We start from the raw sequence: 22,691 nt of genomic DNA, 5'->3' as shown, positions 1-22,691 counted from the left end.
CGCAGAGTCCGACGTGCTGGAGACCGGGATGACGCGAACCTCATCGGCCCTGGCGGCCCTGGCCGTGCTAGTCTTGGCCGCGCCCGCCGCCCAGGCCCAGACCCCGCCGCCCCAGCCCATCGAACTCTTCCCGCAGGATCCAGGCAGCGCCGTGGTCTCCGAACTGCTGGTGGTCGCCAAGCCGCCCGGCCCGGCCCTGTGGCTGGTCGAGAAGGGCGGCGCCAAGCTCTATGTGGTGGGCTCGGCCCCGCCCCTGCCGCATCAGCTGAAGTGGGACAGCCCCCGGCTGAACCGCGCCCTTGACCAGGCCAGCCTGGTGCTGGTCCCGCCCGAGGCCTCGGTCGGCCCGCTGCAGATCACCAAGTTCTTCCTGACGGCCGGCGGCGGCGTTCGCCAGCCCATGCTGGGCAAGCGCCTGGAAGATCGCCTGCCGCCGGACCTCAGGGCGCGGTTCGTCAATATCCGCGAGCAGGCCAGTCGCACGGGCGTTCCTTACAAGGACTGGAAGCCGGCGGTGGCCGGTTTCATCCTGATGTCGGACTTCCGCCAGGCGGCCGGCATTTCCGAAGCCAAGCCGGTCAGCACCATCGAGCGGCTGGCCAAGACCAAGGGGGTCAAGGTCAAGGCGATGAGCCAGTACCGCCTGGGGCCGGTGTTGAGCGTGGTCGGCAAGCTGTCCGACGACCAGCAGCTGGCCTGCCTGCGCGATATCCTCTCCGAGACCGAATATGACGCCGCCCACGCCACCACCATCGGCGCCGACTGGGCCGTGGGCGACCTGGCCAGCGTGCGCGGTCGCTATTCCGCCTCCGCCGCCCAGCGCTGCCTGCTGCGCGCGCTCGGTGGGGCCGCCCTGCTGGATCAGCAGATTTCCGGTTCGGCCCAGGCCCTGACCGAGGTGCTGGGGCGGCCGGGGGTGACGGTGGCGGTGGTCGATTTGGCGTTCCTGCTGCCGGCCAACGGCGTATTGGACCGTCTGCGCGCGGCCGGGGCGACGGTGACGTCGCCGGCGGAGTAGGCGGCGGCTCACGAACTTGCCCCTTACGGATCGCTTCGCGATCGTCTTCCCCCATAGGGGGAAAAGCTCAGGTGAGTGCGCGAGGCTCCGCCCCTTATGGGGGCGGACAGACGGCGAAGCCGTCAGGTGGGGGCAAGTAGGTGTGATCCCACGCCCCTTCTCCTCACCCGCAACGCGGGGGAGGTGGCGCGATGCGAATAAGCATCGTGACGGAGGGGGCGTCACGGCGGCGGCCGACGCCCCCTCCGTCCGCTTCGCGGCCACCTCCCCCGTTGCACGGGTGAGGAGAAGAGCGCCACGGCCAAACCCTCGCCGGGGCGGATGGGGCTGAGGCAGGAGGATATGTTTGGAGCGTTCGTCTGCGACTTCACAACAAACTACAGCTAAGGCAGTTGATCCCATACAATGGAGCCATAACCCTTCGCGTCGATCCAAGCCTTTGCTTCTGCGAGCGTTAGGTGTGAGGTGATTTCGCCCTGCTGATAATACAGGACTCCATTTGGACCCAAAGGGGCTGGCTTTTCGCCAGGCTCTAGCCAGTTTTCAGCCTCTGCAAGCGCGTAGCTAGCATCGTGATCTTTAGCGATAATGGCAATACGCGTCGGCACCGTTCCGTCGTAAAGGAACGTGCCTCCGGTCACGTACTTGCCTTGGTAATCGTTCAAAGCCATCGATCAATTTTGCTTCCGAGCGCCCGTGCGCGCAATCGGTAACAGGCATCGGGCTTTTGATCCAACCGAACGCCCCCACCCCCTCTTTGACTCCCCCCTCCCATTCGTGCATAAGCGCGCCCTTCCGGCGCTTCATCAGCAGCGCCTCTACCGTCACGACCCCAGCCTGCTAGCGCAGGGCCCATCTGGACGAGGCCGGTGAGGACCCCCATCGACGTGATCGTCCATGGGGGCTGATCGCGTTTGGTCATTGGTTTTCACTAGGGCTACCCATGTTCGACGGCCTTACAGATCGGCTCTCCAGCGTTTTCGACCGCCTCGGCGGTCGTGGCGTGCTGTCCGAGAAGGACATCGACGAGGCGCTGCGCGAGGTCCGCGTCGCCCTGCTCGAGGCCGACGTGGCCCTGCCGGTGGTCAAGGACTTCATCACCAAGGCCAAGGAAGCCGCTTCGGGCGAGGCGGTCATCCGCTCGGTCAAGCCGGCCGACCAAGTGGTCAAGATCGTCTATGACGGCCTGGTCGACATGCTGGGCGGCGAAGAGCCGGTCGGCCTGAACCTGGCCCTGAACCCGCCGTCGGTGATCCTGATGGCCGGCCTGCAGGGCTCGGGCAAGACCACCACCACCGGCAAGCTGGCCCTGCGGCTCAGCAAGTTCGACCGCAAGAAGGTGCTGGTCGCCTCGCTCGACACCCGCCGCCCGGCCGCCATGGAACAGCTGGCCCTGCTGGCCAAGCAGGTTGAGGTCGAGAGCCTGCCGGTCGTCGCCGGCCAGAGCGCCGCCGACATCGCCAGGCGCGCCCTGCTGGCTGCCAAGCTGGGCGGCTATGACGTCCTGATCCTCGACACCGCCGGCCGCACCACCCTGGACGAGGCGATGATGAGCGAGGCGGCGGAAATCGCCCGCATCGCCCAGCCGTCCGAGACCCTGCTGGTCGCCGACAGCCTGACTGGCCAGGACGCCGTCCGCACCGCCAAGGCGTTCCACGAACGCCTGCCGCTGACCGGCCTGATCCTCACCCGCGCCGACGGAGACGGCCGCGGCGGCGCCGCGCTGTCGATGCGCCACGTCACCGGCCTGCCGATCAAGTTCCTGGGCGCCGGCGAGAAGATCGACGCGCTCGACGTGTTCGACGCCCGCCGCGTGGCCGGCCGGATCCTGGGGCAAGGCGACGTCGTTGCTTTGGTCGAGAAGGCCACGCAAGACCTCGACGTGGCCGAAGCCGAGCGCATGGCCAAGAAGCTGGCCAAGGGCCAGTTCGACCTCAACGACCTGTCGTCTCAACTCTCGCAGATGCAGAAGATGGGCGGCATGGCCGGGATCATGGGCCTGTTGCCTGGCGTCCAGAAAGTCAAGAAGCAGATCGCCGAGAGCGGTATCGACGACAGCGTCTTCCGTCGCCAGCAAGCGATCATCAGCGCGATGACCAAGCTGGAGCGCAAGAAGCCCGACATCCTGGCCGCCTCGCGCAAGCGCCGTATCGCGGCCGGCTCGGGCGTCGACGTGGCCGAGGTCAACCGCCTGCTCAAGCAGCACCGCCAGATGGCCGACATGTTCAAGGCGATGAGCAAGGACGGCGGTCGCGGCATGGCCAAGATGGCCGGCATGCTGGGCGGCGGCGACATGTCCAAGCTCAAGGCGATGGGCGGCGGCAAGATTTCCCAGCCTAGTTCCAATTCCGCGGGAGGCCTCGGCGGCCTTCCGGGGCTCCCCGGTCTTCCGGGATCCGGGGGCGGCGGCGACGCCAAGCCCAACCTCCTCTCCGGTCTGGGCGGCCTGCCCCCCGGCTTCAATCCATTCAAGAAATAGGACTACCGATATGCTGAAGATCCGTCTCGCCCGTGGCGGCGCCAAGAAGCGCCCCTATTACTCGATCGTCGTCGCTGACAGCCACTCGCCCCGCGACGGCCGCTTCATCGAGAAGGTCGGCACCTACAACCCGCTGCTCAAGAAGGACGACGCCTCGCGCGTGACCCTGAAGGTCGAGTCCATTCAGGGCTGGCTCGCCAAGGGCGCCCAACCGACCGACCGCGTCGCCCGATTCCTCGCCGCCCAAGGCCTGGTCGAGTGGACCCACGGCAACAACCCCGAAAAGGCCAAGCCGGGCAAGAAGGCCCAGGAACGTGACGCCGAGCGCACCCAGCGCGACGCCGACCGCGTGGCCGCCGAGGCTCAAGCCAAGGAAGACGCCAAGGCCGCCGCCGCCGAAGCCGCCGAAGCGGCCGCCGCCGCTGCTGCTGAAGCCGCCGCTGCTCCGGAGCCGGAAGCCGTCGCTGAAGAGGCCCCGGCCGAAGAAGCGCCGGCCGTTGAAGCCGCCGCTGAAGAGGCTCCGGCCGCTGATGAGGCCCCGGCTGCTGAAGAGGCCCCGGCCGCTGATGAGGCTCCGGCCACTGAAGAGGCTCCGGCCGCTGATGAGGCCCCGGCTTCTGAAAAGACCACCGAAGCCTAAGGCTTCGGACGTCGTCGCCCTGGTTTTCGGACCAGGGCGACGACACCTCTACCATCTCCCCGGCGAAGGCCGGGGCCCAGGTGAAGCCCACGAGTCGCCCAGGATGGATCTGGGTCCCGGCCCTCGCCGGGAAAACGGTGATGGGTTAAGGCGTTTCTCACCATGACCCAGTCTCCTGACACGAACCTGATCCTCGTTGGCCGCGTCGCTGGTGCCTTTGGCGTGCGCGGCGAGCTGAAGATCGCGACCTATACCGAAGCCCCCCTGACCCTGACCAAGTTCAAGGCCCTGACCCGCCAGGACGGCTCGCCCGCCCTGACCGTTGAGACCGCGCGGGTGGTCAAGGACGGCGTCGTGGCGCGCTGCGCGGGCGTCGACACCAAGGAAGCGGCCGACGCCCTGCGCGGCCTGCGCCTGTATGTCCCCCGCGCGGCCCTGCCCGAGCCGGACGAGGACGAGTTCTACCTGGCCGACCTGATCGGCCTGCCGGTGCGGCATGTCGCCACCAACGCCCTGCTGGGCAAGATCAAGAGCGTCCAGAACTTCGGCGCCGACGACCTGCTGGAAATCGACCCCGCCCTGGGCGGCCAGACCTGGTACCTGCCCTTCACCCGCGCCGCCGTGCCGGAGGTGAAGATCGCCGAAGGCCTGGTGCTGGCCGATCCGCCGGCCTTGGTGGGTGAGCCGGAAGGGCCTGAAGAGGCGGTCGAGGACGACGACACCGAGCGGCACTACGACTGAGTATTGACAATTGCGGCAGGTGACCAAGCTTCTCGCCGACGCCAGCAAGGCGCTGCCGCCAAGACGCAGGCCGAGGCGGGCGAGATCGAGGTGCGGCTATTGGTCCGCAAGCTGCAGTTAGTCATCAAGGCCGAGCGGGCGATGACCGGCGGTGACCTCGATCGATCCATCGGCGTTCTTGAGCGCCTCGGCGCGGCCTAACCTACTTCCGCACCCGCATCAGGCACTCCTGGGCTACGGAGGCGACCAGCAGGCCCTCGCGGCTGAACATCTGGCCGCGCACCAAGCCGCGCCCCTGCGAGGCCGAGGGGCTGTCCTGGGCGAACAGGGTCCAGGCGTTGAAGTCGAAGGGATGGTGGAACCACATGGCGTGGTCCAGGCTGGCGGCCTGCAGGCCGGGGCTGGTCCAGATCAGGCCGTGCGGACGCAGGGCGCTTTCCATGAAAGCCATGTCCGAGGCGTAGGCCAGGGCGCATTGCTGCAGGCGCACGTCGTCGCCCAGCGGCGCCTTGGCCCGCATCCAGACCTCCTTGGTCGAGGACTTCGGCGTCGGCTTGGTCGGGTGCTGCGGATCCACCCAGCGCAGGTCGATCGGGCGCGGATATTCGGCCATCTTGACGAAGCGCGGATGAACCTCGTCGCCGAGCGAGCGAAGGTATTCGGCGTCGGTCGGCAGGGTCTCGGGATCGACGCTCGACGGCATCGGCGCCTGGTGCTCCAGCCCAGCCTCCGGGGTCTGGAACGAGCAGGAGAGGTTGAAGATCTGCTCGCCGTGCTGGATCGCCGCCACCCGCCGGGTGGTGAAGGTGCCGCCGTCGCGGGCCCGCTCGACCTCGTAGAGCACCGGCGCGTTCACATCGCCGGGCCGGATGAAATAGGCGTGCAGCGAGTGGCAGACCCGCTCGGGCACGGTCTTGTAGGCCGCCATCAGCGCCTGGGCGATGACCAGGCCGCCAAAGATACGGGGAAAGCCGTCATTGGGGCTGACGCCCCGGAACAGGTTCACCTCGATGGCTTCGAGGTCGAGGATTTCGGCGAGGTTCTCGGGTGTGCGCATGGCGGTTGGTTAAGCGCCAGCGGGCGCGGGGGCAAGTCGCGACCTTGCGTCACGTGCGCGCGCTCCCCATCGTTGCGCCATGGCCACGCCGTTCCCGCCGATCATCCACCACCCCGCCTTCCGCGCCGAGATGCCAGCGGGACACCGCTTTCCAATGGACAAGTTCTCGCGCCTGGCCGCTGTGCTCCAGGCCGAGGGGCTCGCCGGCCCGGCGGGTTTCATCCGTCCCGAGCCGATCGACGAGGACAGCCTGCGGCTCGTTCACGACGAGGCGTATGTACGCGGCGTCATCGACTTGACCTTGCCCGCCGACGTGGCGCGGCGGATCGGCATGCCCAACACCGACTCCGTGGCCACTCGGGCCCGCGCCGCAGCCGGCGGCACCTTGCTGGCCGCGCGCCTGGCCTTGGAGCACGGGATCGCCTGCAACACCGCCGGCGGCAGCCACCATGCCCAGGCCGATACGGGGGCCGGGTTCTGCGTGTTCAACGACGTGGCGGTGGCGGCAAGGCGGCTACAGGCCGAGGGCGTCGTACGCCAGGTGCTGGTCGTCGATCTCGACGTTCACCAGGGCGATGGCACGGCGCGGATCTTCGAGGGCGATCCCAGCGTCTTCACCTTCTCGATGCACGCCGAGAAGAACTTCCCGGCCCGAAAGGCGGCGAGCGACCTCGACGTCAACCTGCCCGACGGCACGGGCGACGCGGATTATCTGGAGAGACTGGAAGCGCTCCTGCCGGAGCTGCTGACGCGGGTGGCGCCCGACCTGGTGTTCTTCAACGCCGGGGTCGATCCGCACGCGGACGACAAGTTGGGGCGTTTGAGTTTGAGCGACGGGGGGCTCGCGCGGCGCGAGGCGTTCGTCCTGGGCTCATGTCTGGAAAGGGATATCCCGGTGACCGGGGTGATCGGTGGCGGTTATGACGCCGACATCGATCGTTTGGCGCATCGTCACGCCCTTCTCCACCGGGCGGCCCGAGAGGCTCTGAAAGCCTGAAGGGGCGCTAGCCCGGTGGAGCTAAGCGGCGATCATTCAGAAGCTCGTGGAGATGGAGCCAGCGATCACGACGAGGGGCAGAAGGGCCAGGATCAGGCTGGCGAAGGCGGAAACGTTGTTGGTCGAGAAGGTCATGGTCTTGGTTCCCTGAAAGGTCCGGCGCGACGACCGCGTCCGGTGATCAGGGGTATAGGCGCGGCGGATGGTGAACACCCGTTACCTTTGCTTCATGAAGCGCTTTTAAGAAACGTTGATGCAGATAATCGGCATTACAAAGGTGTAACCTTATTGGCGCGGCACTTATCGGAGCAATATTTTACCTCGTCCCAGACCCGCTCCCATTTGCGTCGCCAGGTGAAGGGCCGTTTGCAGGTCACGCACACCTTGGTCGGCAAGTCGCCCTTGCGCGTTACAGTCCCGCGATTGACGTGGCGAGCCATGGCGGAGAGTCAGTCCTCGGCCGAGGACAGCAGGAAATGACCGCGCAGGGCGGCGATCGGCGCGGCCCGCTGCTCCTGCCACGCCTCGACATGGACATTGGCGATCCGGCGGCCGACCTTCTTGATCTGAGCGCGGGCGAAGGTGGTCAGGGGCCGGCCCGAGCGTAGATATTCGATCGACACGTCGATGGTGCGCGGCTGGCGCTTCAGCGGCTCGGCCACCGACAGCTGGGCCAAGGCGGTCATCTCCATGAAGGCGCCCAGCACACCGCCGTGGATGGCCGGCAACATCGGATTACCGACGATGTGGTCGGAGAACGGCAGGATGGCGGTCATCTCGTCGCCGGCCAGCTCGGCGCGCATGCCGATGAAGCGGGCATAGGGGATCGAGCCGAGCATGGCGATCAGGCGGGTGTCGGCGTCGCTCATTGGGCCGACTCCGCCTTGTCGCGCGGCGGCTTGAAATTGGCCCCCGGCTTCTTGCCGGCGCTGGAATCGAGCATGAAGGCGGCCTGGGCGGCGGCGATCGGGTCGTCGGGGTCGTCTTCATAGGCCACGGCCCGGACGAAGGCGACCGAGCGGGTCACCTTGTAGCAATGGGCCCGGGCCAGCACGTCGCGTCCCGGCTGGGCCGGCCGCATGTAATCGATGCGCAGGTCCAGGGTGGCGATCGAGGTCCATTCGGTCAGGGCCGCGTGCACCGCCTGGCCGCTGGCGTGGTCCAGCAGGGTGGTGACCACACCGCCGGCAATGACGCCGGTTTCCGGGTCGCCGACGATCTCGGGCCGGTAGGGAACCTTGAGGATCGCCACCGCCTCGCCGATCTCCAGGGTCTGGAAGCCCAGGGCCCGGGCCTGGGGGCTGCCCTCGTTCATGGTGTTGGCGATCAGCCGATGCTGGTCGGCGGAACTGAAATCATTGCTCATGGGATAGGTTTATAGCCGGGCGCGTTCCCATATCCACCGTGATGAAACCGCAAGACCTGCTCTGTCCGAGGCCCGCCGGGCTCTACTGCCCGCCCGGAGGCTTCTATATCGACCCCGTCCGCCCCGTGGACCGGGCGGTGATCACCCATGGCCACGCCGACCACGCCCGCGCCGGCCATGGCTCGGTCGCCGCGACGCCGGAGACCCTGGCGATCATGGCCGAACGCTATGGCGAGGACTTCGCCGCCAATCGCACGCCGATCGCCTATGGCGAAAGCTTCACTCACAACGGTGTCGAGGTGGGGCTGGTCCCCGCCGGCCACGTGCTGGGATCGGCCCAGGCGGTGGTCAAGTGGAAGGGCATGACCATCGTCGTCTCCGGCGATTACAAGCGCCGCCGCGACCTGACCTGCGCGGCCTTCGAGCCCGTGCCCTGCGACGTGTTCGTGACCGAGGCCACCTTCGGCCTGCCAGTGTTTCGCCATCCGGACGACCGGGGCGAGATCGCCGCCCTGCTGAAGTCGGTCGAGCAATTTCCCGAGCGCTCCCACCTGGTCGGCGCCTATGCCCTGGGCAAGGCCCAACGGGTGATCGCCCTGTTGCGCGAGGCGGGCTGGGACAAGACCATCCATGTCCATGGCGCCATGGAGCGGCTGAACCGTCTATACGAGCGCCACGGCGTCGATCTCGGACCCCTGGAGCCGGCCACCACGGGCGGCGCCAAGAAAGACTTCGCCGGAGCGATCATCATCGCCCCACCCTCGGCCCTGGCCGACCGCTGGTCGCGGCGATTTCCCGACCCGGTCGATTGTTTCGCCAGCGGCTGGATGCGTGTGCGGGCGAGGGCGCGCCAGCGCGGTGTCGAATTGCCGCTGATCATCTCCGACCATGCCGACTGGGACGAACTGACCGCCACCCTCGACGAGCTGCGCCCCGGCGAGGTGTGGATCACCCACGGCCGCGAGGAGGCCCTGGAGCGCTGGTGCGAGCTCGCGGGCATCCCGGCCCGGGCGCTGCGGCTGGTGGGCTATGACGAGGAAGAGGGGGAGTAAATTACCCTTCTCCTTTTGCGGGAGAAAGGTGGCTGCCGAAGGCCGACGGATGAGGGGTCGCGCAGACGTCGACCACCGTGCGCGGCGGCGATAACCTTCGACCCCCCACCCGACCCCGCTCCGTGGGGCCACTCTCTCCCGCAAGGGGAGCGGGAAATCACGACACCTTGAACGTCGCCCGCGCCCGCGCCACCGGCTTGCCATTCGCCGACACCGTCGCCTCGGCATAGCACAGGCTCTTGCCCGGCTTGATGAAGTCGGTGTCGAACACCAGCCATTGGCCAAGCTTGGCGGCCGCCAGATAGTCGAGCCCCAGCGAGACAGTGATCAGCCCGTTGCTGGGGATCTTCAGCCTGGCCAGCATTACCCCGCACGACAGGCCCATGGCGTTGTCGGCCAGGGCGGCGATCAGGCCGCCGTGCGGACCGCCGCGCGAATTGGTGTGCGGCTCGCGCACCTCTACCGCCAACAGCCAGCGATCGTCGCGAATGTCGGCATAGATCGGCTCCCATGGCGTGGTCAGCGGGCTCTTGCGAGGATGCGGCGTGAACGGGTCGGGCGGCTGGAAGGTCATGACCGGGCTCCGGGCTGGCCAACTTCAAACAGATGTTTGAATTCTTCGCAAGCCGCTTGACCGTGCTAGCGTCGCCGTGGACAGGGGGATGCGCATGGGCAAGGCAAGCCGGCCGTTGAAACTCGACGCCGACAAGGTGGTCGCCACTCTCGACCATCTGCGCGTGCGGATCGCCGAGCGGTTCCCGGACTCGGGCCTGGCCGAGGTCAGCGCGCAATTGACCGCCACCGCCCGGGTCACCGCCCAGCGCGCCCACCGGCTCTCGCGACCTTATCTCTTCCTGCGCACCCTGGTGACGCTGATTGGCGTGGGGGCGCTCGGCCTGGAAGCGGCGCTGATCGCCCGCCTGGACTGGCTGGCCAGCCTGCGCGGCGCCAGCACCCTGACCCTGGCCCAAGGCCTGGAGCCTGCGGTCAATCTGGTGCTGCTGTCGGGCGCGGCGATCTGGTTCCTGCTGTCGCTGGAGGCCCGCTGGAAGCGCTCGCGGGTCCAGAAGGCCCTGCACGAGCTGCGGTCCTTCGCCCACGTCATCGACATGCATCAGCTGACCAAGGACCCCACCCTGGTGCTGGGCCCGCGCACCGCCTCCTCGCCCGCCCGCGAGATGAGCCGCTTCGAACTGGCCCGCTATCTCGACTACTGCGCCGAGATGCTGGCCCTGACCGCCAAGCTGGCGGCGCTCTATGCCGGCGAAAGCAACGACTCCATCGTCATCGCCGCCGTCAACGACATCGAGACCCTGGCCTCCGACCTGGGCCGCAAGATCTGGCAGAAGATCATGATCCTGGGTCAGCTGGACGAGACGCGGGCCGAGTAGGCTTGAACTTCAGCGCCAGAGCGACATTTCATTCCCATGCGCGCCTTCGCCCACCTCCTCGACCGCCTGTCCCTGACGAGCTCGCGCAACGCCAAGCTCACCCTGATCAAGGACTTCCTGGGCGAGACACCCGATCCGGAGCGCGGCTGGGTGCTCGCCGCCCTGACCGGGGCCCTGTCGTTCAGCGCCGCCAAGCCGGCCTTCATCCGCAAGGCCATCGAGGCGCGGATGGACGCCCAGCTGTTCGCCTGGTCCTACGACTATGTCGGCGACCTGGCCGAGACCGTAGCCCTGGCCTGGCCGGAGCGTCCGGGCGCCAATCGCGAGCCGGATCTGTCGGACGTGGTGGAGGCCCTGCGCACCGCCTCGCGGGCCGAGGTGCAGCGGTTGATCGAGGGCTGGCTGGACGCGCTCGACGCCGACGGCCGCTGGGCGCTGCTGAAGCTGATGACCGGCGGCCTGAGGGTGGGGGTGTCGTCGCGCCTGGCCAAACAGGCCTGCGCCGATTTCGGCGGGGTGGAGATCAGGGTGATCGAGGAGGTCTGGCACGCCATGACCCCGCCCTATGGCGACCTGTTCGCCTGGCTTGAGGGACGCTCCGAACAGCCCTCGCCCGACGCGCCGGGGCGGTTCAGGCCGGTGATGCTGGCCCAGGCGATCGACGAGGCGGTGGACTTCGCAAAGCTGGACCCCGCCGCCTACGCCGCCGAGTGGAAGTGGGACGGCATCCGTGTCCAGGCGGTCAGCGAGCGCGGCGAGCGGCGGCTCTATACCCGCACCGGCGACGACATCTCGGCGACCTTTCCCGACGTACTGGAGGCCCTGACCTTCGAGGGGGCCATCGACGGCGAGCTGCTGGTGATGCGCGATGGGGCGGTGGCCAGTTTCGGTGATTTGCAGCAGCGGCTGAACCGCAAGAGCGTCGATCCCAAGCAGCTAGTCGCCTATCCGGCGGGCATTCGCGCCTATGACCTGCTGCTAGACGGGGAGACCGACCTGCGCGGCCTGCCCTTCGCCGAGCGTCGCACGCGACTGGAAGTGTTCATCGCCCAGGCCGCTAGCCCGCGCATCGACCTGTCGGCCGTCCAGCCCTTCGAGACCTGGGAAGAACTGGCCGCGCTACGCGCGTCGCCGCCGGAGGGCGATCCGATGATCGCTGAAGGCCTGATGCTCAAGCGCTGGGACAGCGTCTATGAGCCGGGCCGCCCCAAGGGGCCGTGGTTCAAGTGGAAGCGCGATCCCCGGCTGATCGACGCGGTGCTGATGTACGCCCAGCGCGGCCACGGCAAGCGGTCAAGCTTCTACTCCGACTACACCTTCGGCGTCTGGCAGGAGGATGAAACGGGCACGCGGCGCCTGACGCCGGTCGGCAAGGCCTATTTCGGCTTTACCGACGAGGAGCTGAAGCAGATCGATAAGTTCGTGCGCGACAACACCCTTGAGCGGTTCGGCCCCGTGCGTTCGGTGCGCGCCGATTGGGACTTCGGCCTGGTGTTCGAGGTGGCGTTCGAGGGGCTGCAGCGCTCGACGCGGCACAAGTCCGGCGTGGCCATGCGCTTTCCGCGCATCAACCGCATCCGCTGGGACAAGCCCTCGCGCGAGGCGGATGAACTGCCCACCCTGGAGCGGATGCTGAATTGAATTTTCTATCCCGGCAGTCGCCGGGACGAGCGAGTAACTCAGTGTCCCGCTCCGGCCATCGCATCGGCCGAACCTGCTCCCGACTGGAACATCCGGCCCTTCTCGGTGATCAGCACCGCGATCAGCCCGGCGATGCCGAAGCCGGCGAAACCCAGGGTCAGGGGCACGGTCGTGCCGTCGAACAGTTGGCCGATATAGAAGCCGAACAAGGCCCCGCCGATGGTGGTGATGAACCCTTGCACCGAGGCCGCCGTGCCGGCCAGATGGCCGAGCGGCTCCATGGCGATCGCGCCGAAGTTCGACATCACCATGCCGAAACAGAACATCATCCCCGCCTGTAGCAGCGAGAACGTCCAGAGGGTCTCATGGCCGCTCAGGGCAACCAGGGCGTGGACCACCGCGAAGGCGATGTAGCCCAGCAGCGACACGTGCGAGACCATCCGCATGCCGAAACGTCCGACGATCTGGGAATTGACCAGCGATGAGACGGCGATGCCGCCGGCGATGGCCGCGAAGATCAGGGTGAACAGCTTGCCCGCCCCCAGCACCTCGACAAAGACCTGCTGGGCGGAATTGAGGAACCCGAACAGCCCGCCCAGCACCAGGGTGGAGGCCAGGGTGTAGCCGACGGCGACGCGGTTGGTCAGGCATTCCTTGAAGGCCGCCAAGACCGGGCCCACGGCCAGGGGCGTGCGGTCTTCCGGGTGCAGGGTCTCGGGCAGCTTGAGCGCCGCCCACACGATCACCGCCGAACCGAAGATCGACAGGATGCCGAACACCCAGGGCCAGGGCGCGACCAGCAGGATGGCCTGGCCCACCGACGGGGCGATGATCGGCACGCCCAGGAAGACGATGAACGACAGCGACATCACCTTGGCCATCTGCCGCCCGCTATAGCAATCGCGGACGATCGACACCGACAGCACCCGCGTCGCCGCCGCCCCGACGCCGCACAGGGCGCGGGCGATCAGCAGCATCTCGAACGAGGTGGCGAAGGCGCAGGCGGCGGCGAACACCACATAGATCGCCAGGCCGACCAGCAGCACCGGCTTGCGCCCGAAGCGGTCGGCCAGCGAGCCATAGACGATCTGGGCCGCGCCGAAGCCCAGCAGATAGGCGGTGAGGATCCATTGCCGCTGATTGGCCGAGGCCACGCCCAGGGCCTGGCCGATCTGCGGCATGGCCGGCAGCATCGAGTCGATGGCCAGGGCGTTGGTGGCCATCATCGCGGCGATCAGGGCGACGAACTGGCCAAAGCCCATGCCGGGATGCGGCCCAGGTCGGGGGGCGGGCGCGGTGGTGGACATGACGCTCTCTCACAGGCCGGAACGCCGAAGCGCCGGCCGGCGCGAGACGCGATGGGGGCGATATAGGCCACGGCGGGCCGTGCGCCAACGCCGCTTCGATCTAGGGGACCATCTGGAACTGGATGCTCACCGTCTGGTCGTCTCCCGCCTTGGAAGCGCCCTCCGCCGATTGGCCGACGCTGGCCACCCGCAGCAAGGGCTGCGAAGCGCCCTGTTCCGGAGGTGCGTTACGCAGCTTGGCCAGCAGAGGCTGGGCGCCGGTCAGGGCTTGGTGGAAGACGGCCGCGCGCTGCAGCGCCAGGCTCGCCGCCATTTGACCTTCTGGCGTGAACACGTCGAGGCTGGTCTGGCTGAGCACATTGACCACCATCAGGCGCGGGCCGCCGGGCGTGCAGCCTGCGCTGGCCGGCGCGCCGTAGCCCAGGCAGGGCAGTCGACGCGCCAGGGTCACCGCGACCTGGCCGGCCACCTTCCCTCCCTCCGGCGACAGATTGGCCGAGCCCGGTAGGAACAGCTTTTCGGCCTTGAAGTTCAGTGACCCGCTCGCAGGATCGCCGGACACCGGCGCGCCAGCGTCCCGCAGGTCCGCGTCGAGCGAATCCAGCAGCACCCGGCGCGCGTCGACGGTCGCGATGGCTTGGGCCGAAGCCTGGGCGGGTTGCGCGAACGAAAAGCAGCGGCGCTCCGTGGGGGTTCCGCTGTCGCCGTCGCTGAGCAAGGCTTCGGGGACGCACAGCACCCGGGCCTGGTAATCGACCTCCAGGTCGGCGTTGCGCGACTTGAGATTGCCTGCGGTCTGCAGCAGAGCGGCGGTCTCGGGCTGTTTGGCGCCGACCAGCTTGGCTGTCGAAGCACGGAACTCGAACGCGAAATAGCTGAGCATGATGATGAAGATGAAGATCACCCCAACCATCATGTCAGTCATCGACACATAGTAGCTTTCCCCCTCCTCCACATCGACCGCCCGGCTGCGCTTGCGGCGCATCAGACGTGGCCCGTCCGCGACGCTGGCGTGTTGGACCGGGCCAAGGCGGCCTCGATGCGACCCAGCACCGCGAGTTGCTCCAGCATCACCTTCTCGGGCGGCGCGAAGCGGACGCAGGCGTCGAGGAGCGCGAAGAGGTGAGATTCCAGCGCCTCGATCGCCTGCCGACGGCGACGCGCGGCCAGTCGCAGGATGATCGAGGCCAACACCCCGGCGATCGAGGTCCAGAACTTTGTGGCGGCGATGGTCAGCAGGTTGATCAAGGCGCCCTGCATGGCCGCGCCCTCGGCCGCCGCGCCGTGGGGCGCCATGGCCGCAGTGGCCTCGGTCAGGGCCGCGACAATGCCCATGAAGGTGATGACCAGGCCGATGGCCACCATCAGATTGGCCCACCATTCGAGGGTGCGGGCGGGCGCGTCAGCATGGTCGAAGACGTCTGCGGCATGGATCGAGGCGGCCAAGCGACCATCCTCCGTGGGCGTTAGCTGGCTATGATAGTGCGCCCAGCCAAGCTCAAGGACAGGGTTGGCCATACCGCCGAAGCGCTGGTCGATCGCTCCAATCGCTTTGGCGAAGGCTTTCTGGCGATCACCTTGCAATTCCTCCAGCAGCTCGATGCGGCGACGGAAATCGTCACGCAGCGGGACATACTCAAAATGGCCCGACTGGAAGATCAGGCCGATGGCGAAGACCAGGATGGCGCCGGCCATCATCAGGGCCGCGCCCGGCGTGCTGAACACCGCGACCACGAAACTCGTCACCGGATCGTGCATCTGTACCCCGCACGCTGCCCGCCGCCACAATAGTTCCGCGTGCGGCGGGAACGGGGCGCAGCTTAGCCATTGAACGCCCGGATCGCGTCGATGATCCGCTGCTGGTCCGCCTCGCCCAGATAGGGATGCATTGGCAGGGCCAGCACGGTCTCGGCCTTGGCCTCGGTCACCGGCAGGCCGCCGACCCCGCGCGGGAAAGCGGCGTAGGGCGCCTGGACATGCATCGGCACCGGATAATAGACCGCCGTCGGCACGCCCTGGGTCTTCAGGTGCGCGGCCAGGCCATCGCGGTTTCCGTGCTCGATCACATACTGGGCCCAGACAGAGACGCCGCCGGCGATCACGCCCGGCGTCGCCAGCACCGCGCCCTTCAAGCCCTCGGCGTAGCGATGGGCCACGACTTGGCGCAGGTCGATCTCTTCCTGGAAGATCGACAGCTTCTCGATCAAGATCGCCGCCTGTATCGTGTCCAGCCGGGAGTTCATGCCGATGCGGGTGTTCAGATACTTGGTGTCGTGTTCGAAGGTGCGGCCCACAAGGTCGGAGGCCACGGCCTTTCCGTGCACCCTAAGGCTGTCCATAAGGTCCCACAGGTCCTGGTCGTTGGTCAGCACCGCGCCGCCGTCGCCATAACAGCCCAGGGGCTTGGCCGGAAAGAAACTGGTGGTGGCGACGTCTGCCCAGTGTAGCGGGTGCTTGCCGTCCAGGGTGCAGCCAAAGCCTTGGGCGCTGTCGGAGATCAGCTTCAGCCCTTCGCGGTCGCAGATGGCCTTGATCGCGGGATAGTCGGCGGGCTGGCCGAAAAGGTCGACGGCGATCACCACCTTGGGCGCCAGCTTGCCGTCGGCCTTCACGCCGGCGATGGCCGCTTCCAGCTTGGCGGGGTCGAGGTTGAAGGTGTCTTCCAGGATGTCGACGAACACCGGCGTCGCCCCGACCCATGGCACAACCTCCGGCGTCGCGGCGAAGGTGAAGGACGGGCAGAACACCGCGTCGCCAGGCCCGATACCCCAGGCCATCAGCGGCAGGGCGATGGCGTCGGTGCCGTTGGCGCAGGACAGGGCCAGCTTGGCCTGGCCGAACACCGCGAGCCTGGCCTCGAATTCTCGTACCTGCGGACCCATCACATAGGCGCCGCTGTCGAGGACGCTGGCGATCGCCGCGTCGATTTGCCCGCGGATTCGGCGCTGTTGCGCGGCGAGGTCGATGAAGGACATGCTCATGGGCGGCGCTCTTAGAGGCGGATCGGCTCGAGTTCGAGCCAATTGATGTAACCGACTGTTTCCTCGCCACGAAGCGCTACCGTCACAACAGGTCCGCGCGAGCCGCGTTGACCGCTCGCCGCCGGGGCGCCATCGAGGGACCATGCAAACCAAGCCGGCCGCCGTTCCGCCCAACATCACCCTCCCCGCCATCGCCAATGTGAAAGCCGACGAGACGATGTTGGGGCATTTTCTTGATTGGCTGGGCAAGGTGGCGGTGAACCTGGTGGTCGCCGCCCTGATCCTGGCGGCCACCTTCTGGATCGCCGGCTGGCTGGCGGGCGTCGTTCGCCGGTCCCTGGCGCGGGTGCATCGCAACAACCCCGACCCCACCCTTGAGACCTTCGGCGCCTCGCTGGTGCGCTATGCCGTGGTCGCGGTGGGCCTGGTGGCGGTGTTGCAGCAGGTGGGCGTTCAGGCCACCTCGATCCTCGCCGTGCTGGGCGCCGCCTCGCTGGCCATCGGCCTGGCTTTGCAGGGCGCGTTGTCGAACGTGGCGGCCGGGGTGATGATCCTGCTGTTTCGCCCCTACAAGGTCGGTGATCTCATTGAGACCTCGACCCGCCAAGGCACGGTCAAGGCGCTGGATCTGTTGTTCACCGAGATCGCCACGCCGGACAACATCAAGGTGATGATCCCCAACAGCAAGGTGTTCGGCGATGTCATCCTGAACTACTCGGCCCACCGCAATCGCCGAGCCGACGTGGTGTTCAAGGTTCCGCTGAAGACCGACCTGGTCGCGGTGTTGCAGAAGATGCGCGAGCGGGCCGAGGGCGATCCAAGGGTGCGCAAGGATCCGGCTCCGATGATCGAGGTCGTCGATCTGACCGAGGCCTTCGCCCAGGCGGCGATCCGCGTCTGGACCGCCAGGGAGGACTATGGACCGGTCAGGACCGACCTGATGCTGGCCGCCCACCTGTGGGCCGAGGACCCGACGCGGGACCTTGCGCCACCCCGTCCCTCCAAGGCGCCGGACCCGTCGCCGGTCATGCCCGGCGACACGGGTCAACACCTGTTCAGGCTGAGAGCGCCTCGGAAAGGTCGGCGATCAGATCCTCGCAGTCCTCGATCCCCACCGACAGCCTGATCAGGGTGTCGGAAATGCCCAGGGCGGCGCGCTGGTCGGTTGGGATCGAGGCGTGGGTCATGATCGCCGGATGCTCGATCAGGCTCTCGACCCCGCCTAGGCTCTCGGCGAGCGTGAAAAGACGGGTGCGTTCCAGCATCCGCTTGGCGGTGTTGACGTCGCCCTTCAGCTCCACCGAAATGATGCCGCCAAATCCGCCCAGCATCTGGCGCTTGGCCAGTTCGTGCTGCGGGTGGCTGGGCAGGCCCGGATAGATCACCCTGGCGACGTCGGCGCGGGTCGACAGCCACTTGGCGATGGTCATGGCGCTGTCGCAGGCCCGCTGCATGCGCAGGGCCAGGGTCTTGACGCCGCGCAGGGCCAGAAAGCTGTCGAACGGCCCCAGCACCGCGCCGACGGCGTTCTGCAGGAACTTCAGCTTCTCGGCGACCTCGGCGTTGTCGCCGACCACCGCCACGCCCGCCACCACGTCGGAATGGCCGTTCAGGTATTTGGTGGCCGAGTGCATGACCACGTCGAAGCCCAGCTCCAGCGGACGCTGCACGAACGGGCTGGCGAAGGTGTTGTCGGCGACGGTGATCAGGCCATGTTGCTTGGACAGTTGGGCGATGGCCGCCAGGTCGGCCAGGCGCAGCATGGGGTTGGTGGGCGTCTCCACCCAGATCATCTTCGTCTCGGGGGTAATCGCCGCCTCGATCGCCGCCAGATCGCCCATGTCCACGAAGCTAAATCTCAGCCCGGCCGAGCGCTTGCGCACCTTGTCGAACAGCCGGAACGAGCCGCCGTAGAGGTCGTCGCTGGCGATCACGTGCGCGCCGGTGTCGAGGATCTCCAGGATCGTCGAGGCCGCCGCCAGGCCCGAAGCGAAGGCGAAACCCGCCGTACCGCTCTCCAGATCGGCGATGCAGCGCTCGAAGGCGAACCGGGTCGGGTTGTGGCTACGGCTATATTCGAAGCCCTTGTGCTCGCCGGGACTGGACTGGACATAGGTCGAGGTCGCGTAGATCGGCACCATCACCGCCCCTGTCGTCGGGTCGGGAAACTGGCCGCCGTGGATCGTGCGGGTGGCGAAGGCCAAGCGGTTCTTGCCGGGGATGTCGGTCATGGAAACTCGGTGTCAGAGAGATTTGAGAATGTCAGCCAAATCGCGGGCGCCATGCAGCATGCGCGTGATCACAGGCGGCTTTCGAGTTGGATCGGAGACCAGGACATAAGGAAACCCTTTCATCCTGAAGAGCCGAAAAGGTGGCCGTACGAGATCAGGTTGTTCCTGACCGAGATGAGCATTTCGACCCAAGGCGTCAGCGGCGGCGAGCATGACGTCCGTCAGCTTGAGCGCGGCGTGCGGACTATCGCCAGAGATCCAGTTTGCTGCGGCGAGAAGCTCACGCCTAGCTTGGGGCGCGATCGTCGCTGGCGCCATCTTACTCGACGACTTCCTTGGCGGCCGCCTCAATGGCGGCCTTCATTTCCGCCGCAACCTCGGCGGCTGTAAAGCAACCATCGCGATCAGCCTCCGCTATTGCCTCGTCCAGCGAGGCGTTCAACCGCTCGCGCTGCACTTCTTGTTCCTGAAGCAGCGTAAGGGCCGCCTTGACGACAGCGCTGACATCTTCATAGCGACCCTCTGCGACGCAATCGCGGGCGAATTGCTCTAGATCGGGCTTCAGCGTGATTTCCATCATCGGGCCTTTCCTCGATGGAAGCATGAACCGATCGGAACAAATCCGCAACGGCCTAGCTGGCCAGCCTCAGGTGGTTGATCAGGTCCACGCGGGTGATCACGCCGACGAACTCGTCGCCGTCGCAGACCAGGGCCACCTCGTCGCGGTCGAACACCTCGGGCAGGGCGTCGACGCCCTGGGTGGTCTGCAGGGTGTTGACCGCCTTGGTCATCGCCGCCCCGACCAGGGTCTTGAACTTGGGCCCACGGCTATCGTCGGGACCCTCGACGGCGGCCAGAACGTCGCTCTCGTCGAGAATGCCTACCAGCTTGCCGTGATCGACTACCGGCAGTTGGCTGATATCGCCGCTGCGCATGCGGTTATAGGCGGTCATCAAGGTGTCGTCCGGGCCGATGGCCACCACTCCGCCGTCGGCATAGCGCTTGGCGATCAGGTCGCGCAAGTCGCCGTGCAACTCGCGCTGGTCGAAGCCGTGGGCGGCCAGCCACATGTCGTTGAACATCTTGGTCAGGTATTTGGCGCCGGTGTCGCACACGAACGTCACCACCCGCTTGGGCTCGGTCTGGGCCTGGCAGTAGCGCAGGGCCGCCGCCAGCAGGGTGCCGGAGGACGAGCCGCCGAGGATGCCCTCCTTCTTCAGCAGCAGACGGGCGGTGTCGACGCTCTCGCGGTCGCTGATCGAATAGGCCGTCTTGACGAAGTCCATCTGCGCATTGACGGGGATGAAATCCTCGCCGATGCCCTCGACGATCCACGACCCGGCCTCGCCATGGGTCCCGGTCGCCACATAATCGCAAAGGATCGAGCCGACGGGATCGGCCAGCACCATTTGCGTCTTCGGCGAATGCTGGGCCATGAACCGGCCGATGCCGGTCAGGGTGCCGCCCGAGCCGACCCCCACCACCACAGCGTCGACGTCGCCGCCCATCTGCTCGAAGATTTCCGGTGCGGTGGTGGTCTCGTGAGCCAGCGGATTGGCCGGGTTCTCGAACTGGTTGACATAGATCGAGCCAGGGATCGACTGGGCCAGGGTCTGGGCCATGTCCTGGTAATATTCCGGGTGGCCCTTGCCGACATCGCTGCGGGTCAGGCGCACGTCCACGCCCATGGCGCGCAGGTGCAGGATCTTCTCACGGGCCATCTTGTCCGGGACGATCAGGATCAGCTTGTAGCCCTTCAGCGTCGCCACCTGGGCCAGGCCCAGGCCGGTGTTGCCGGCCGTCGCCTCGATGATGGCCCCGCCGGGCTTGAGGCTGCCGTCGGCCTCGGCCGCTTCGATCATCGAGCGCGCGACGCGATCCTTGATCGAGCCCCCGGGGTTCTGGTTTTCGAGCTTCAAGAACAGTCGGCAGAGGCCGGTGTCGAGGTTGTGAACCTCCATCATCGGCGTCCGGCCGATCAGATCCAGCGCGGAACCGACGACCGGGGGAAGAGCGGATTTGGGGTCGTTCATGGCGCAACTCGGCGACAGAGAGAAATGATCTCCCTATCTAGGCCGGTTTCTTGAAACCGCCAACGTCGTTACGCGAAGCGCGGCTCCGCCGACGTCAAATGATTTAGCCCCCACTCGCTGGCGAACTTGCGGCTGACCGTCTCGTCCTCGAACACCACCTTGCGAAGTTCACCCGCCAGCTCTGGAGCGTTGTGGATCATCACGAACGGGAAACCGTTGCGCGACAGGAAGGCCTGCACGAAATTGGAGAACCGCAGGGCCTCGTCGGCGGAGGCGATGCAGATTTCAACAGCGATGTCGGCGACGTTCATGGCGCGCTCCCGCGTGGGTACTGAGACCCTAACGCACGAACTCGCAATTGCGAACCGCCTTCGCAGTCGCAAAAAGCAACGGCCCCGAAATCCTCCGGGGCCGCGCAGAAATCGAACAGGATTTGACGGTCCTACAGGATCGATTGCCCGGTTCCGGCCCAATCCTTCAGGAATTGCTCCAGGCCCTTGTCGGTCAGGGGATGCTTGAAAAGGTCGGCGAAGGTGGCCGGGGGGATGGTCACCACATCGGCGCCGACGATGGCCGCGTCCTTGACGTGGGCGACATGGCGCACCGAGGCGGCCAGGATTTCGGTCTCGTAGCCGTAGTTGTCGTAGATCGTGCGGATGTCGCGGATCAGGTCCATGCCGTCGAAGCCATAGTCATCCAGCCGGCCGATGAACGGCGAGACATAGGTCGCACCGGCCTTGGCGGCCAGCAAGGCCTGGGTCGCCGAGAAACACAGGGTGACGTTGGTCAAGATGCCCTCGCTGGCGAAGGCGGCGGTGGCGATCAAGCCGTCGCGGGTTAGCGGCACCTTGACCACGACATTGGGCGCGATGCCGGCAAGCTTCTTGCCCTCGGCGATCATCGCCTCGTGGGTGGTGGCGGCGACCTCGGCGCTGATCGGGCCGGGCACCAGGTCGCAAATCTCTGCGATCACTTCCAGCATCGGCCGGCCCGACTTGGCGATCAGCGTCGGGTTGGTGGTCACCCCGTCCACCAAGCCCGTCGAGGCCAGGTCGGCGATGATCTTGGTGTCGGTGCTGTCGAGGAAGATCTGCATGGGCCTGCGCTTCTTGTTTTGGAGTTTGGGTTGGGTTTATCCGCCCGGGGGCGGCGCGCCAACCGGGAAAGTCCCTAGCGGTCGGCCTCGGGGAGGCGCGGACCCAGGGACTCGCGCAGGAAGTCCAGCAGGTCGCCCCCCCCTGAACCGCAGTCCCTCGACCCCGGCTCGCCGCGCGGCCTCGACATCGGACGCCTTGTCGCCGACCAGCACCGTCTCCTCCGGCGCCAGTGACCAGTCGGTCAGGCCGCGCAGAATCATGCCGGGATTCGGCTTGCGATCGGGATGGTTGGGATGGCGGCAGCGCTCGACCATGCCGTGCCCGTGATGCGGCGCGACGTAGAAGGCGTCGATCCGGGCGCCGACTTCCGCCAAGTCCGCCTGCATCGCAGCGTGAAAGCCTTCAACCTGAGCTTCAGTGAAATAGCCGCGCGCCACGCCCGACTGGTTGGTGACCACCAGCACTTTCACCCCCGCCGCGTGAAGGATCGCGACGGCCTCGCGGGCCCCTGGAATCCAGTCCAGCTGAGCAGGCTCGAAGACATAGCCGTGATCGAGGTTCAGCACCCCGTCGCGGTCGAAGAACACGGCTTTCAGTGGTGGCTTGGCGGACATGGTTCCGCCTTACGCCAGGCGGCCCGAAGCGACAGGGCGATCACCT

Annotated in this window: 26 protein-coding genes and 1 pseudogene; 10 read left to right on the top strand and 17 right to left on the bottom strand. The window is 67.0% G+C overall.

Annotated elements, in window-relative coordinates; genetic code table 11:
• Positions 1 to 28 precede the first annotated feature (28 nt).
• Positions 29 to 1,018: a TraB/GumN family protein gene (locus tag ACP694_RS04075; protein ID WP_426010624.1), complete on the top strand. Its 990-nt coding sequence runs from the start codon at positions 29 to 31 to the stop codon at positions 1,016 to 1,018.
• A 383-nt stretch (positions 1,019 to 1,401) separates the two neighbouring features.
• On the opposite strand, the gene ACP694_RS04070 is transcribed toward ACP694_RS04075, so the two are convergent.
• Positions 1,402 to 1,689 carry a hypothetical protein gene (locus ACP694_RS04070; protein WP_426010622.1) on the bottom strand — a complete coding sequence of 96 codons (288 nt, stop codon included), beginning with the start codon at positions 1,687 to 1,689 and terminating at the stop codon, positions 1,402 to 1,404.
• 272 nt (positions 1,690 to 1,961) lie between these two features.
• Here ACP694_RS04070 and ffh point away from each other — a divergent pair, with 272 nt between their 5' ends.
• From ffh to ACP694_RS04050, 4 genes and pseudogenes are all read left to right on the top strand, one after another.
• Positions 1,962 to 3,497 carry a signal recognition particle protein gene (ffh, locus tag ACP694_RS04065; protein ID WP_426010620.1) on the top strand — a complete coding sequence of 512 codons (1,536 nt, stop codon included), beginning with the start codon at positions 1,962 to 1,964 and terminating at the stop codon, positions 3,495 to 3,497.
• A gap of 10 nt (positions 3,498 to 3,507) precedes the next feature.
• Positions 3,508 to 4,026: pseudogene (gene rpsP, locus ACP694_RS04060) on the top strand (30S ribosomal protein S16); the annotation flags it as partial.
• A gap of 273 nt (positions 4,027 to 4,299) precedes the next feature.
• Positions 4,300 to 4,878 (top strand): ribosome maturation factor RimM, encoded by a 579-nt coding sequence (rimM, locus tag ACP694_RS04055; RefSeq protein ID WP_426010619.1) that lies wholly within the window; start codon positions 4,300 to 4,302, stop codon positions 4,876 to 4,878.
• A gap of 3 nt (positions 4,879 to 4,881) precedes the next feature.
• A complete protein-coding gene (locus tag ACP694_RS04050) occupies positions 4,882 to 5,079 on the top strand; it encodes a hypothetical protein (protein WP_426010618.1) in 198 nt (65 codons plus the stop codon).
• Position 5,080: 1 nt separating this feature from the next.
• On the opposite strand, the gene ACP694_RS04045 is transcribed toward ACP694_RS04050, so the two are convergent.
• Positions 5,081 to 5,935, bottom strand: a complete 855-nt coding sequence (locus ACP694_RS04045; RefSeq protein ID WP_426010617.1) for an acyl-CoA thioesterase — start codon at positions 5,933 to 5,935, stop codon at positions 5,081 to 5,083.
• 79 nt (positions 5,936 to 6,014) lie between these two features.
• On the opposite strand from ACP694_RS04045, the gene ACP694_RS04040 reads away from it, so the two are divergent.
• On the top strand, positions 6,015 to 6,932 hold the full coding sequence (locus ACP694_RS04040; RefSeq protein WP_426010615.1) for a histone deacetylase family protein: 918 nt from the start codon (positions 6,015 to 6,017) through the stop codon (positions 6,930 to 6,932).
• Between the two features lie 269 nt (positions 6,933 to 7,201).
• On the opposite strand, the gene ACP694_RS04035 is transcribed toward ACP694_RS04040, so the two are convergent.
• From ACP694_RS04035 to ACP694_RS04025, 3 genes are read right to left on the bottom strand one after another with little or no spacing between them, the layout of a single operon-like run.
• Positions 7,202 to 7,372 (bottom strand): DUF2256 domain-containing protein, encoded by a 171-nt coding sequence (locus ACP694_RS04035; RefSeq protein WP_426010613.1) that lies wholly within the window; start codon positions 7,370 to 7,372, stop codon positions 7,202 to 7,204.
• Positions 7,373 to 7,381: 9 nt separating this feature from the next.
• Positions 7,382 to 7,801 (bottom strand): PaaI family thioesterase, encoded by a 420-nt coding sequence (locus tag ACP694_RS04030; protein WP_426010611.1) that lies wholly within the window; start codon positions 7,799 to 7,801, stop codon positions 7,382 to 7,384.
• Positions 7,798 to 8,298 (bottom strand): PaaI family thioesterase, encoded by a 501-nt coding sequence (locus ACP694_RS04025; protein ID WP_426010610.1) that lies wholly within the window; start codon positions 8,296 to 8,298, stop codon positions 7,798 to 7,800. The genes ACP694_RS04030 and ACP694_RS04025 overlap by 4 nt, the downstream gene beginning before the upstream one ends.
• Before the next feature lie 41 nt (positions 8,299 to 8,339).
• Between ACP694_RS04025 and ACP694_RS04020 the strand changes: the two genes are divergently transcribed.
• On the top strand, positions 8,340 to 9,350 hold the full coding sequence (locus ACP694_RS04020) for a ligase-associated DNA damage response exonuclease (protein WP_426010608.1): 1,011 nt from the start codon (positions 8,340 to 8,342) through the stop codon (positions 9,348 to 9,350).
• Positions 9,351 to 9,507: 157 nt separating this feature from the next.
• On the opposite strand, the gene ACP694_RS04015 is transcribed toward ACP694_RS04020, so the two are convergent.
• A complete protein-coding gene (locus ACP694_RS04015) occupies positions 9,508 to 9,924 on the bottom strand; it encodes a PaaI family thioesterase (RefSeq protein ID WP_426010607.1) in 417 nt (138 codons plus the stop codon).
• 94 nt (positions 9,925 to 10,018) lie between these two features.
• Between ACP694_RS04015 and ACP694_RS04010 the strand changes: the two genes are divergently transcribed.
• Together ACP694_RS04010 and ACP694_RS04005 are read left to right on the top strand one after the other, a co-directional pair.
• Positions 10,019 to 10,741 (top strand): hypothetical protein, encoded by a 723-nt coding sequence (locus tag ACP694_RS04010; protein ID WP_426010605.1) that lies wholly within the window; start codon positions 10,019 to 10,021, stop codon positions 10,739 to 10,741.
• Positions 10,742 to 10,777: 36 nt separating this feature from the next.
• Positions 10,778 to 12,382 carry a cisplatin damage response ATP-dependent DNA ligase gene (locus ACP694_RS04005; protein ID WP_426010603.1) on the top strand — a complete coding sequence of 535 codons (1,605 nt, stop codon included), beginning with the start codon at positions 10,778 to 10,780 and terminating at the stop codon, positions 12,380 to 12,382.
• Between the two features lie 38 nt (positions 12,383 to 12,420).
• Here ACP694_RS04005 and ACP694_RS04000 read toward each other — a convergent pair whose 3' ends face one another.
• The 4 genes from ACP694_RS04000 to ACP694_RS03985 form a co-directional block, all read right to left on the bottom strand.
• On the bottom strand, positions 12,421 to 13,644 hold the full coding sequence (locus tag ACP694_RS04000) for a multidrug effflux MFS transporter (RefSeq protein ID WP_426011288.1): 1,224 nt from the start codon (positions 13,642 to 13,644) through the stop codon (positions 12,421 to 12,423).
• A gap of 145 nt (positions 13,645 to 13,789) precedes the next feature.
• Positions 13,790 to 14,674 carry a hypothetical protein gene (locus ACP694_RS03995; protein ID WP_426010602.1) on the bottom strand — a complete coding sequence of 295 codons (885 nt, stop codon included), beginning with the start codon at positions 14,672 to 14,674 and terminating at the stop codon, positions 13,790 to 13,792.
• The gene (locus ACP694_RS03990; protein ID WP_426010600.1) at positions 14,674 to 15,447 is read right to left on the bottom strand and encodes a hypothetical protein; all 774 of its coding nucleotides are present in this window, start codon (positions 15,445 to 15,447) and stop codon (positions 14,674 to 14,676) included. Before ACP694_RS03990 ends, ACP694_RS03995 begins: the two co-directional genes overlap by 1 nt.
• 62 nt (positions 15,448 to 15,509) lie before the next feature.
• Positions 15,510 to 16,670, bottom strand: coding sequence for a DegT/DnrJ/EryC1/StrS family aminotransferase (locus ACP694_RS03985; protein ID WP_426010598.1), 1,161 nt, complete (start codon positions 16,668 to 16,670; stop codon positions 15,510 to 15,512).
• Positions 16,671 to 16,812: 142 nt separating this feature from the next.
• On the opposite strand from ACP694_RS03985, the gene ACP694_RS03980 reads away from it, so the two are divergent.
• On the top strand, positions 16,813 to 17,796 hold the full coding sequence (locus tag ACP694_RS03980; RefSeq protein ID WP_426010597.1) for a mechanosensitive ion channel family protein: 984 nt from the start codon (positions 16,813 to 16,815) through the stop codon (positions 17,794 to 17,796).
• On the opposite strand, the gene ACP694_RS03975 is transcribed toward ACP694_RS03980, so the two are convergent.
• The 7 genes from ACP694_RS03975 to ACP694_RS03945 all read right to left on the bottom strand — a co-directional run bounded on the left by ACP694_RS03975 (position 17,726) and on the right by ACP694_RS03945 (position 22,645).
• Complete coding sequence (locus tag ACP694_RS03975; RefSeq protein ID WP_426010595.1) at positions 17,726 to 18,901, bottom strand: cystathionine gamma-synthase; 1,176 nt, start codon at positions 18,899 to 18,901, stop codon at positions 17,726 to 17,728. The two genes, ACP694_RS03980 and ACP694_RS03975, sit on opposite strands and share 71 nt — an antisense overlap.
• Before the next feature lie 12 nt (positions 18,902 to 18,913).
• A complete protein-coding gene (locus ACP694_RS03970; RefSeq protein WP_426010593.1) occupies positions 18,914 to 19,219 on the bottom strand; it encodes a type II toxin-antitoxin system RelE/ParE family toxin in 306 nt (101 codons plus the stop codon).
• A gap of 1 nt (position 19,220) precedes the next feature.
• Positions 19,221 to 19,481 carry a type II toxin-antitoxin system ParD family antitoxin gene (locus ACP694_RS03965; RefSeq protein ID WP_426010591.1) on the bottom strand — a complete coding sequence of 87 codons (261 nt, stop codon included), beginning with the start codon at positions 19,479 to 19,481 and terminating at the stop codon, positions 19,221 to 19,223.
• Positions 19,482 to 19,533: 52 nt separating this feature from the next.
• Positions 19,534 to 20,934 carry a pyridoxal-phosphate dependent enzyme gene (locus tag ACP694_RS03960; protein WP_426010589.1) on the bottom strand — a complete coding sequence of 467 codons (1,401 nt, stop codon included), beginning with the start codon at positions 20,932 to 20,934 and terminating at the stop codon, positions 19,534 to 19,536.
• A gap of 68 nt (positions 20,935 to 21,002) precedes the next feature.
• Positions 21,003 to 21,245, bottom strand: a complete 243-nt coding sequence (locus ACP694_RS03955; protein WP_426010587.1) for a hypothetical protein — start codon at positions 21,243 to 21,245, stop codon at positions 21,003 to 21,005.
• Positions 21,246 to 21,376: 131 nt separating this feature from the next.
• Entirely contained in the window at positions 21,377 to 22,030 is a 654-nt protein-coding gene (gene fsa / locus ACP694_RS03950) for a fructose-6-phosphate aldolase (RefSeq protein WP_426010585.1), read from the bottom strand.
• 36 nt (positions 22,031 to 22,066) lie between these two features.
• Positions 22,067 to 22,645 (bottom strand): D-glycero-alpha-D-manno-heptose-1,7-bisphosphate 7-phosphatase, encoded by a 579-nt coding sequence (locus ACP694_RS03945; protein ID WP_426010584.1) that lies wholly within the window; start codon positions 22,643 to 22,645, stop codon positions 22,067 to 22,069.
• Positions 22,646 to 22,691 lie beyond the last annotated feature (46 nt).

It is taken from the genome of Caulobacter sp. DWR2-3-1b2 (genome assembly GCF_049896345.1).
GTDB lineage: Bacteria > Pseudomonadota > Alphaproteobacteria > Caulobacterales > Caulobacteraceae > Caulobacter.
The sequence above is the reverse complement of the archived record's forward strand: the minus strand, read 5'-3'. Positions and strand labels throughout refer to the sequence as shown.